Origin of the sequence: Kineococcus sp. G2 (genome assembly GCF_037154035.1) — a bacterium.
In the GTDB taxonomy this organism is placed as follows: Bacteria; Actinomycetota; Actinomycetes; order Actinomycetales; family Kineococcaceae; genus Kineococcus.
This window is the reverse complement of the sequence record NZ_JBBBEM010000060.1, coordinates 40,270-51,420: the sequence shown is the minus strand read 5'-3', so window position 1 is coordinate 51,420 and position 11,151 is coordinate 40,270. Positions and strand designations below refer to the sequence as shown.

Below are 11,151 nucleotides of genomic sequence, written 5' to 3'. Positions count from 1 at the left end.
CGGGCGCGGTCCAGCACGACCGTCCAGCCGGTGAGCCCGTGCTCGGCCAGCAGCTCCTCGGCCGTCGCGACCGCCTCCCGCAGATCCACGCCGCACATCCTGCCGCCCGCACCACCTCGCTCCGCTCACCCGTCCCTACGCCCCCAACGGTGATCAAGGAAGTGGCAACTTCCTTGATCACCGTTGGGGGCGGGGCGGGGAGCGGGGAGCGGGGAGGAGCAGTGCGTGCCAGGGTCGCGGGGTGAGCGCAGTCGTCGACGCCGTCGTGGTGGGGGCCGGGCCCAACGGGCTGGCCGCCGCCGTGGTCCTGGCCCGCGCCGGCCTGCGGGTGGAGGTCCTCGAGCGCGCCGCGACCGTCGGCGGGGGAGCGCGCACCGCCGAGCTGACCCTGCCCGGCTTCCACCACGACCTCGGCTCCGCCGTGCACCCCATGGCGCTCGCCTCGCCGTTCTTCCGGGCCTTCGACCTGCCCGCGCACGGCGTGGAGCTGCTGCAGCCGGAGGTCGCCTACGCGCACCCGCTGGACGGCGGCCGGGCCGCCCTCGCCCTGCGCGACCTGGACGCCGCCGCCGAGGGCCTGGGCGCGGACGGTGCCGCGTGGCGCGCGCTGCTCGGCCCCCTCGCCGCCCGCTGGCGCGAGGTGGTGGCCCTCGCCCTGGGCGACCTGCGGACCCCGCCGCGCTCCGCCGCCGAGCTGGGCGCCGCCGCCCGGCTCGCCGTCTCGGTGCTGGAGCAGGGCGGGCCCGCGTGGGGCGCGCGCTTCCGCACCGAGGAGGCGCCCGCGCTGCTGACGGGCGTGGCCGCGCACGCGGTCGCGCCCCCGCGGGCACCGGGCCCGGCCGGTGCGGGGCTGCTGCTCGCCGCCCTCGCGCACGCCGTGGGCTGGCCGGTGCCCCGGGGCGGCTCGCAGTCGATCTCCGACGCGCTGGCCGCCGAGGTGCGCCGCCTGGGCGGGGCGGTGCGCACCGGCGTGGAGGTCACCGACCTGGGGGAGCTGCCGCCCGCGCGCGCCGTCCTGCTGGACGTGGTGCCGCGCGGGCTGCTGCGGCTGGCGGGGGACCGGCTGCCGGAGCGCTACGCGGGGTGGTTGCGCCGCTGGCGCCACCGGGCCGCCGCCGCGCCGGTGCACTTCGCCCTCGACGGCCCGGTGCCGTGGGCGGCGCAGGGCCTGGAGCTGGCCGGGACGGTGCACGTGGGCGGCACGCGCGCGGAGGTCGTCGCCGCGGAGCGCGCGGTGGCCGCGGGCCGGCACGCCGAGCGGCCCTACGTGCTGCTCTCGCAGCCGTCGGTGCTGGACCCCGCCCGCGCGCCGCAGGGGCGACAGGTGCTGTGGACGTACGCCCACGTCCCGCTGGGGTCCACCGTGGACGTCGGCGACGCGGTGCAGGCCCAGCTGGAGCGGTTCGCGCCGGGTTTCGGCGACCGGGTCCTGGCCCGGCGCACGGTCACGGCCGCCCAGCTGGAGGAGCAGGACCCGAACCTCGTGCGGGGCGACATCTCCGGCGGGGCGGTCACGCCGTGGCAGCTGCTGTTCCGCCCGGTGCCGCGCTGGGACCCGTACCGGGTGCCGCTGCCGGTGCCGACGTACCTGTGCTCCTCGGCGACGCCGCCGTCGTCGGGGGTGCACGGCATGGCCGGGGTGCACGCGGCGCGGCGCGCCCTGCGGCAGGTGTTCGGGGTGCGCGTCGGCGCGGACGGGTTGTCGGCGCCGGCGCGCTGAGGGTGCGCGGTGGACCGGGGCCTCCCGGCGGTTCCCCGGGCCGCCGGGGACGTTCGCCCCGCCGCCGACGTGGCGGCCGTGAGACGCCGAGAGCGGCGCACCCCACGGGGTGCGCCGCTCTCGGCGTCTCGATCCAGGTGCCCCCGGCAGGACTCGAACCTGCGCACACGGCTCCGGAGGCCGATGCTCTATCCGCTGAGCTACGGGGGCTGACAGCAGGATCAACCGTACCAGCGTCCGCACGCACCCCCGACCACCGCCCGCCCCGTCCGGTGGGCCGGCGCGGGGGCGGGGCGCGGCGGGGCCCACGGGTAGGCTTGTCGCCCGTGACCCCCGCCGAGCTCTCCACCGCCCTGCGGGACGCTCTGATGTCGGCCGTGCAGGCCGGCGAGCTGTCCCTCGACCCGGCCGACGTCCCGGCCGAGGTCCGCGTGGAGCGCCCCAAGAACCGCGACCACGGCGACTGGGCGACCAGCGCGGCCCTGCAGTTGGCCAAGAAGGCCGGCCTGCCGCCGCGCGACGTCGCCGCCCTGGTGCGCGAGCGCCTGGTGCGGGTGCCCGGCGTGAAGGCCGTCGACATCGCCGGGCCGGGGTTCCTCAACGTCACCCTGGACGCCGCCGCGGCCGGCGGGCTGGCCCGCGCGGTCGTCGAGGCCGGTGCCGCCTACGGCACCGCGGCCGAGCCCACCGGCGAGAAGGTGAACCTGGAGTTCGTCTCCGCCAACCCCACCGGCCCCATCCACCTGGGCGGCACCCGCTGGGCCGCCGTCGGCGACTCCCTGGCGCGCATCCTGACCGCCGCCGGCGCCGAGGTGACGCGCGAGTACTACTTCAACGACCACGGCGCGCAGATCGACCGCTTCGCCCGCTCCCTGCTGGCCGCCGCGCACGGCGAGCCCACCCCGGAGGACGGCTACGGCGGCGCGTACATCGGCGAGATCGCCCAGCAGGTCCTGGCGCGGGTGCCCGCTCTGCTGGACCAGCCGCGCGAGCAGCAGCAGGAGACGTTCCGCCGCGAGGGCGTCGAGCTGATGTTCGGCGAGATCAAGAAGACGCTGGCGGACTTCGGCGTCGAGTTCGACGTCTACTTCCACGAGGACTCCCTGCACACCTCCGGCGCGGTGGAGCGGGCCGTGGCGCGGCTGCGCGAGCTGGGCCGCGTCTACGAGGCCGACGGCGCGACCTGGTTGCGCACCAGCGACTTCGGCGACGACAAGGACCGCGTCGTCGTCAAGAGCGACGGGCAGCCCGCGTACATCTCCGGGGACCTGGCGTACTACCTCGACAAGCGCGAGCGCGGTTTCGACCGGTGCGTGCTGATGCTCGGCGCCGACCACCACGGCTACGTCGGCCGGATGATGGCGATGTGCGCGGCGTTCGGCGACGAGCCGGGCCGGAACCTCGAGATCCTCATCGGCCAGATGGTGAACCTCGTCAAGGACGGCAAGCCGGTGCGCATGAGCAAGCGCGCGGGCACGGTCGTGACGCTGGAGGACCTCGTCGAGCAGGTGGGCGTGGACGCCGCGCGGTACTCCCTGGTGCGCTCCTCGGTGGACACCTCCATCGACATCGACCTCGACCTGCTCGTCAAGCGCAGCAACGACAACCCCGTCTACTACGTGCAGTACGCGCACGCCCGCACCGCCAACGTCGCGGTGAACGCCGCGGCCGCCGGGGTGCGCCGCCAGGACGCCTTCGACCCCGCGCTGCTGACCGACGAGACCGAGTCGCTGCTGCTGGCCGCGCTGGCGGAGTTCCCCGCCGTCGTGGCCCGCGCCGGTGAGCTGCGCGAGCCGCACCGGGTGGCCCGGTACCTGGAGGAGCTGGCGGGCAGGTTCCACAAGTTCTACGACGCCTGCCGGGTCACGCCCCGCGCCGGCGAGGAGGTCACCGACGTGCACCGCACCCGCCTGTGGGTGAACGACGCGACGCGGCAGGTGCTCGCCAACGGCCTGGCGCTGCTGGGCGTGAGCGCCCCGGAGCGCATGTAGTGGCCCGCACCCACGAGGCCGGCCAGCTGCACGCGCCGGGGTCCTCGTCCATCGCCTACGTGCCCGCCTGGCTCACGCCGCCCGCCGACGTCAACGAGCTGCTGCCGAAGCTGTGGGCGCGCACCGTCGAGCGCGGCGCCGACGGTGCGGTGCGCGTGGGCGGCCTCAGCGTCGCCGAGCTCGCCGCCGAGCACGGCACCCCGCTGTACGTGCTGGACGAGGCGGACTTCCGCGGTCGCGCGGTCGCGTTCCGGGACGCCTTCGCCGCCGCCTTCGCCGACCTGTGCGGCGGGGCGGACGTCTACTACGCCACCAAGGCCTTCATCGCCACGGGCGTGGCCCGCTGGCTCGCCCAGGACGGGCTGAGCCTGGACACCTCCTCCTCCGGCGAGCTGGAGCTGGGCCTGCGCGGTGGGGTGCCCGGGGAGCGGATCGCCCTGCACGGCAACAACAAGTCGCGCGCGGAGATCGAGAAGGCCCTGCGCGCGGGCGTCGGCCGCATCGTCGTCGACTCCCTGCAGGAGGTCGACGTCGTCGCCGAGGTGGCGGCCTCGCTGGGCGTGGTGGCACCCGTCATGCTGCGCATCACGGTCGGGGTGGAGGCGCACACGCACTCCTACATCGCCACCGCCCACGAGGACCAGAAGTTCGGGCTGTCGCTGTCCTCCGGCGCGGCGCAGGCGGCCGTCGCGAAGGTGCTGACCAGGCCGGAGCTGCGGCTGCTGGGCCTGCACAGCCACATCGGCTCGCAGATCTTCGACATGGGTGGTTTCGAGGTCTCCGCCCGGCGCCTGCTGGGCCTGCACCGCACCGTCGAGCGCGAGCACGGCGTGACGCTGCCGGAGATGGACCTGGGCGGCGGCTTCGGCGTGGCCTACACCTCCGAGCACGACCCGCTGGGACCGGAGGAGATCGCCGGCCGCCTCGCCGACATCGTCGCGCGCGAGTGCCTGGCGCAGGGCATCGCCGTGCCGCGCATCTCCGTGGAGCCGGGCCGCGCCATCGCCGCCCCCAGCACCTTCACCCTCTACGAGGTCGGCACCACCAAGGACGTCGACCTCGACGGCGGCGTGCGCCGGCGCTACGTGTCCGTCGACGGCGGCATGAGCGACAACGTCCGCACCGCCCTGTACGACGCGGACTACTCCGCGACCCTGGCCTCCCGCGCCTCCGGGGCACCGGGCGTGCTCTCCCGCGTGGTGGGCAAGCACTGCGAGAGCGGTGACGTCGTCGTCAAGGACGAGTTCCTGCCCGCCGACGCCGGCGCCGGCGACCTGCTGGCGGTGCCCGGCACGGGTGCCTACTGCCGCAGCATGGCCAGCAACTACAACCAGATCACGCGCCCGGCCGTGGTGTCGGTGCGCGACGGCGTCTCCACGGTGCTGGTGCGCCGCGAGACGCCCGAGGACCTGCTGTCGCTCGACGCCGGGTGACGGGCGGGTGGCCCACGCGCGTCGCGCGGGGTGAGAGGGTGTCCGGGGCCCCGTCGGGGCGCTGGGAGAACGGGACGGTGGAGGGACGACTGCGGTGGAGCCGGTGAAGGTCGCGTTGCTGGGGTGCGGGGTGGTCGGCACCGAGGTGGCGCGGCTGCTGACGACGCAGGCCGACGAGCTCGCCGCCCGGGTGGGCGCGCCGCTGGAGCTGGCCGGCATCGCCGTGCGCCGCCTCGGCCGCGACCGCGGTCTGCCGGTGGACCCGGCGCTGTTCACCACCGACGCGGAGGAGCTCGTCACCCGCGCCGACGTCGTGGTGGAGGTCATCGGCGGCATCGAGCCGGCGCGCTCGCTCATGCTGCGCGCCATCGAGCACGGCGCCTCCGTCGTCACCGCGAACAAGGCGCTGCTGGCCGCCGACGGCCCCGCCCTGTACGAGGCGGCCGCGAAGCACGGCGTCGACCTGTACTACGAGGCGTCCGTGGCCGGCGCGATCCCGCTGCTGCGCCCGCTGCGCGAGTCCCTCGTGGGCGACCGCGTCACCCGGGTGCTCGGCATCGTCAACGGCACGACCAACTACGTGCTGGACCAGATGGACACCACCGGCACCGGGTACGCCGAGGCCGTGGAGCAGGCGCAGGCGCTCGGCTACGCCGAGGCGGACCCCACCGCCGACGTGGAGGGCTTCGACGCCGCGGCCAAGGCGGCGATCCTGGCCTCGCTGGCCTTCCACACCCGCGTCTCGCTCGACGACGTGCACCGCGAGGGCATCACGGAGGTCAGCGCCGCGGACGTGCGCGCCGCCCGGGCGCAGGGGTGCGTCGTGAAGCTGCTCGCCATCGCCGAGCGCAGCACCGGCCCCGGCGGCGAGGACGCCGTCTCGGTGCGGGTGCACCCGGCGATGATGCCGCGCGAGCACCAGCTCGCCGGTGTGCGCGGCGCCTTCAACGCGGTCTTCGTCGAGGCGGAGGCGGCCGGGGAGCTGATGTTCTACGGCCCCGGCGCCGGCGGGGGTCCCACCGCCAGCGCCGTGCTCGGCGACGTCGTGGCCGCGGCCCGGCACCGCCGCGCGGGTGGCCGCGGGCCGGGGGAGTCCGCGTACGCGGACCTGCCGGCGCTGCCCATGGACGACACGATCACCCGCTACCACGTGCGACTGGACGTGGCGGACAAGCCCGGTGTGCTGGCGCAGGTCGCCGGCGTGTTCGCCGCGCACGGCGTCTCGATCGAGGCCGTGCAGCAGCGGCAGGAACCGGGCGGCCCGGGCGGGCGCGGACGCGCGGTGCTGGTGGTGGTGACGCACAGCGCCCCGGACGCGGCGCTGGCGGCGACGGTGGACGAGCTGGAGGACCTGGAGATCGTGGACTCGGTGGCGGGCGTGCTGCGCGTGGAGGGCCACGAGGCCCGCGCTGAGGCGAAGGAGGGCGTCGCCTGATGGCGCACGTGTGGCGGGGCCTGATCGAGGAGTACCGCGACCGCCTGCCGGTCAGCGAGGCGACCCCCGTCGTCACGCTCGGCGAGGGCGGCACGCCCCTGGTGCCCGCCCGGCACCTGTCCGAGCGGATCCGCGGCCGGGTGTTCCTGAAGGTGGAGGGGTGCAACCCCACAGCCTCCTTCAAGGACCGCGGCATGACGATGGCGATGAGCAAGGCCAAGGAGAACGGCGCCGAGGTCGTCATCTGCGCCTCCACCGGCAACACCTCCGCCTCCGCCGCCGCGTACGCGACCGCCGCCGGCATCCGCTGCGCGGTCCTCGTGCCCGACGGCAAGATCGCCATGGGCAAGCTGTCGCAGGCCGTCGCCCACGGCGCGACGCTGCTGCAGGTGGACGGCAACTTCGACGACTGCCTCACCCAGGCGCGCAAGCTGGCCGAGGCGTACCCGGTCGAGCTGGTGAACTCGGTGAACCCGTTCCGCATCGAGGGTCAGAAGACCGGCGCGTTCGAGGTCGTCGACGTCCTCGGTGACGCGCCGGACGTCCACGCCCTGCCCGTGGGCAACGCCGGCAACATCACCGCGTACTGGAAGGGTTACTGCGAGTACGCGGCCGACGGTGTGGCGACGAAGCGCCCGAGGATGTGGGGCTTCCAGGCCGCCGGTGCGGCCCCGCTGGTGAAGGGTCACCCGGTCGACGAGCCGGAGACCGTCGCCACCGCCATCCGCATCGGCCACCCGGCCTCGTGGACCGGCGCCACGACCGCGCGCGACGACTCCGGCGGGCGCATCGACGCCGTCACCGACGAGCAGATCCTCGCCGCGCACCGCTGGCTGTCGTCGAAGGAGGGCGTCTTCGTCGAGCCCGCCTCGGCCGCGGGCGTGGCCGGCCTGCTCGCCGCCAGCGAGGCGGGTGAGGTCGAGGAGGGGCTGACCGTCGTCATCACCGTCACCGGGCACGGCCTGAAGGACCCGCAGTGGGCCCTGGAGCTGGCCGGTGCCCCCGGCGCCGACGGGCGGCGGCGCGCCGTGGAACCCGTGCGGGTGCAGCCCGACGCGGTGACCATCGCCCGCGCCCTCGACCTCGACGCCTGAGCGCGGTGCTGCCCGTGAGCGGCACGCCCGCGCCCTCCCGCGAGGCCGCGGTCGCCCTGCCCGCCGGCACGGCGACGACCGTGCGGGTGCCGGCCACCAGCGCGAACCTCGGCCCCGGCTTCGACGCCTTCGGCCTGGCCCTGGAGCTGCACGACGAGGTGCGCGCCCGGGTGGGCGGCGACGGGGTGCGCGTGCACGTCGACGGCGAGGGGGCCGACCGGCTGCCGACGGACGCGCGGCACCTGGTGGCGCGCGTGGCGCTGGAGGAGCTGGCCGCGGCGGGGAGCGCTGCACCGGGGCTGGAGCTGTTCTGCCGCAACGTGATCCCGCAGGGTCGTGGTCTCGGCTCCTCCGCGTCGGCGATCGTCGCGGGCCTGGCCGTGGCGCACGGGCTCCTGGCGGCCGCCGGCCGCGGCGCCGGCTCGGAGGACGAGGTGCGCGAGCGCCTGCTCCTGGAGGCCGGGCGCCGGGAGGGTCACCCGGACAACGCCGCACCGGCCGTCGTCGGGGGGTTCACGATCGCCTGGACCCGCGGTGACGACCCCACCCGGCCGGAGGCGGTGCGCGCGGTGCGCCTGCAGGTGCACCCGGACGTGCGTGCGGTGGTGTGCGTGCCCGACGAGCAGCTGGCGACCTCGCGGGCCCGGGCGCTGCTGCCGGCCGCGGTGGCGCACGCCGACGCCGCGCTCACCGCCGGCCGCGCGGGCCTGCTCGTGCACGCGCTGACGAGCGCCCCGGAGCTGCTGCTGGACGCCACCGTGGACCGCCTGCACCAGGAGCAGCGGGGCCCCGCCATGCCGCGCACAGCGCAGCTGCTGAGCCGCCTGCGCGGGCAGGGGCTGGCCGCGGTCGTCTCCGGCGCGGGCCCGAGCGCCCTGGTGCTCGTGCCGGCGGCGCAGGTGCCGGACGTGCAGCGGGTGGCGGAGCGCGAGGGCGGCTGGCGGGTGCTGCCCGTGCCGGTCGCGCAGCAGGGCGTCACCTGGAGCCCCGCCGGCTGACCGCGTGCGGTCGGTCCCGCACCGCTCGTCCCGTGCGGGAACGGCCCGACGCGTCCGATCGGGGGATCGGGGCGGTGTCGCCGTGTCGTGGTGTTACGATCGTGCCAGCACCTCACCGGCGGGGTCGCGTTCCCTCTTTCTGCGCATGCTCTCCTCGTCGAACGGTGCGCACCCACGACGCTTCGCGCTCTCTGCGCGTCCGTGGAGCCAGTACCTGCCTGTTGCAGGCAGTCATCGCGACCGTGCCTCTTCTGCCGGCCCGTCGCTCTGGACGAGGGGGAAGGACCTTCGTGACCGACACCACCGACATCGCTGCCACCGACGGCGCAGCAGCGCCCCGCCGCACCGGCAGCCTCTCCGCCCTGCGCCTGCCCCAGCTGCAGGCCCTGGCCGCGGAGCTCGGCATCAGCGGCACCGGGCGCATGCGCAAGGTGGACCTGCTCGCCGCCATCCGCGAGCACCAGGCTGCGGTGCCGCAGCGCTCGGAGCGCTCCGCCGAGCAGGCCGCCCCCGCCGACGCGGTCGAGGCCCTGGTCGCGCCCGCGGCCGCGGCGGGCGCACCCGTGCCCCCGTCCGCCGAGCCCAGCGCTCCCGCTGCCGAGCCCAGCGCTCCCGCTGCCGAGCCCACCGCGGAGGCCGCACCGGCCACCGGGCGCCGCTCCCGCCGTGCCGGGGCTCCCGCCGGGGCCCCGCCCGCTCCTCGTGAGCAGTCCGAGCAGCCCACCGCCGCGGGTGCCGGGGAGGAGTCCCAGGACCGGCCCGCGCAGCGCGCCGAGGACCGCCGCGAGGACGGCGCCGACGCGCCGAGCGTGCCGACGCTCGAGGAGCTCACCTCCCGGGCCGAGCGTCCCGAGCGGCTCTCCCGCCGCGAGCGCGCCCGCCGCGACCGCGTGCGCGAGCCCGACCAGCAGGTCGAGCTGCCTCAGCTCCCGCGCCGCGACTCCGAGGGCGGTGAGCAGCGAGCCGACCGCGGTGAGCAGCGCACCGACCGCACGGAGCAGCGCGCTGATCGCGGTGAGCAGCGCCCGGAGCGCGCCGAGCAGCGCGCCGAGCAGCGCGCCCCCCGCGAGGACCGCGAGCCCCGCGCCGCGTCCGGGGGCGGCGCCGGCCCCTCCGACGACTTCGACGACGACCGCGGCGGCCGTCGCGGTCGCCGCAACCGCTACCGCGACCGCAAGGGCCGTCGCGGCGGCCGCGACGGCGCCGTGCCCGAGGTCGACACCGAGATCAGCGAGGACGACGTCCTGCTGCCGGTGGCCGGCATCCTCGACGTGCTGGACAACTACGCGTTCATCCGCACCTCCGGCTACCTCGCCGGTGCGAACGACGTCTACGTCTCGCTGAACCAGGTGAAGAAGAACAACCTGCGCCCCGGTGACGCGGTGACCGGCGCGGTCCGCCAGCCCCGCGAGGGCGAGCAGCAGGGGCAGCGCGCGAAGTTCAACGCGCTGGTGCGCGTGGACACCGTCAACGGCGCCCCGCCGGAGCAGGCCCGCAACCGGCCCGACTTCACCAAGCTGACGCCGCTGTACCCGCAGGAGCGGCTGCGCCTGGAGACCGAGCCCAACGTCCTGACGACGCGCATCATCGACCTGATGTCGCCGCTCGGGAAGGGGCAGCGCGGTCTGATCGTCGCCCCGCCGAAGGCGGGCAAGACGATGGTCATGCAGGCCATCGCCAACGCGATCACGACCAACAACCCCGAGTGCCACCTCATGGTCGTCCTCGTCGACGAGCGGCCCGAAGAGGTCACCGACATGCAGCGCACGATCAAGGGTGAGGTCATCGCCTCCACCTTCGACCGTCCCGCCGCGGACCACACCGCGGTCGCCGAGCTCGCCATCGAGCGGGCCAAGCGCCTCGTGGAGCTCGGCAACGACGTCGTCGTGCTGCTGGACTCGCTGACCCGCCTGTCGCGCGCCTACAACATCTCGGCGCCGGCCAGCGGCCGGATCCTGTCCGGTGGTGTGGACGCGTCGGCGCTGTACCCGCCGAAGCGCTTCTTCGGCGCGGCCCGCAACGTCGAGAACGGCGGCTCCCTGACGATCCTCGCCTCGGCGCTGGTCGAGACCGGCTCCAAGGCCGACGAGGTCATCTTCGAGGAGTTCAAGGGCACCGGGAACATGGAGGTGCGGCTGTCGCGCCAGCTGGCCGACAAGCGCATCTTCCCCGCGGTCGACGTGCCGGCCTCCGGCACCCGCCGCGAGGAGATCCTCATGTCGCGCGAGGAGCTGCAGACCGTCTGGAAGCTGCGCCGCGTGGTCACCGCGCTCGACGCGCAGGCCTCCATCGAGCTGCTGCTGGACCGCCTGAAGAAGACCCGCAGCAACCTCGAGTTCCTCGTCCAGGTGCAGAAGTCCACGCCCCTGGTCAACAAGGACTCGGACGACTGACACCGCCGGCCCGGCGCGGGAATCACCGCGCCGGGCCGTGGGTTCCACCAGGTGAGCAGCTCGTGCAGGGCTTCCTGTGGGAGACTG

General features: G+C 75.6%; 7 protein-coding genes and 1 tRNA gene. 7 read left to right on the top strand and 1 reads right to left on the bottom strand.

Going from position 1 to position 11,151, the window contains the following annotated elements; translation table 11 throughout:
• The first annotated feature begins 241 nt into the window (after nt 1–241).
• Nucleotides 242–1,720, top strand: coding sequence for a phytoene desaturase family protein (locus tag V9U69_RS10360; RefSeq protein WP_337061680.1), 1,479 nt, complete (start codon nt 242–244; stop codon nt 1,718–1,720).
• Nucleotides 1,721–1,858: 138 nt separating this feature from the next.
• On the opposite strand, the gene V9U69_RS10355 is transcribed toward V9U69_RS10360, so the two are convergent.
• Nucleotides 1,859–1,930, bottom strand: a tRNA-Arg gene (locus V9U69_RS10355).
• Nucleotides 1,931–2,046: 116 nt separating this feature from the next.
• Between V9U69_RS10355 and argS the strand changes: the two genes are divergently transcribed.
• The 6 genes from argS (at nt 2,047) to rho (ending at nt 11,064) form a co-directional block, all read left to right on the top strand.
• Nucleotides 2,047–3,711 (top strand): arginine--tRNA ligase, encoded by a 1,665-nt coding sequence (gene argS / locus V9U69_RS10350; RefSeq protein ID WP_337061679.1) that lies wholly within the window; start codon nt 2,047–2,049, stop codon nt 3,709–3,711.
• A complete protein-coding gene (gene lysA, locus V9U69_RS10345; protein ID WP_337061678.1) occupies nt 3,711–5,144 on the top strand; it encodes a diaminopimelate decarboxylase in 1,434 nt (477 codons plus the stop codon). The genes argS and lysA overlap by 1 nt, the downstream gene beginning before the upstream one ends.
• Before the next feature lie 94 nt (nt 5,145–5,238).
• Nucleotides 5,239–6,579, top strand: coding sequence for a homoserine dehydrogenase (locus tag V9U69_RS10340; RefSeq protein ID WP_442907713.1), 1,341 nt, complete (start codon nt 5,239–5,241; stop codon nt 6,577–6,579).
• Complete coding sequence (thrC, locus tag V9U69_RS10335; protein ID WP_337061675.1) at nt 6,579–7,673, top strand: threonine synthase; 1,095 nt, start codon at nt 6,579–6,581, stop codon at nt 7,671–7,673. The genes V9U69_RS10340 and thrC overlap by 1 nt, the downstream gene beginning before the upstream one ends.
• 8 nt (nt 7,674–7,681) lie before the next feature.
• Entirely contained in the window at nt 7,682–8,671 is a 990-nt protein-coding gene (gene thrB, locus V9U69_RS10330; RefSeq protein ID WP_442907714.1) for a homoserine kinase, read from the top strand.
• Nucleotides 8,672–8,961: 290 nt separating this feature from the next.
• Nucleotides 8,962–11,064 (top strand): transcription termination factor Rho, encoded by a 2,103-nt coding sequence (gene rho, locus V9U69_RS10325; protein WP_337061673.1) that lies wholly within the window; start codon nt 8,962–8,964, stop codon nt 11,062–11,064.
• The last annotated feature ends 87 nt before the right edge of the window (nt 11,065–11,151 follow it).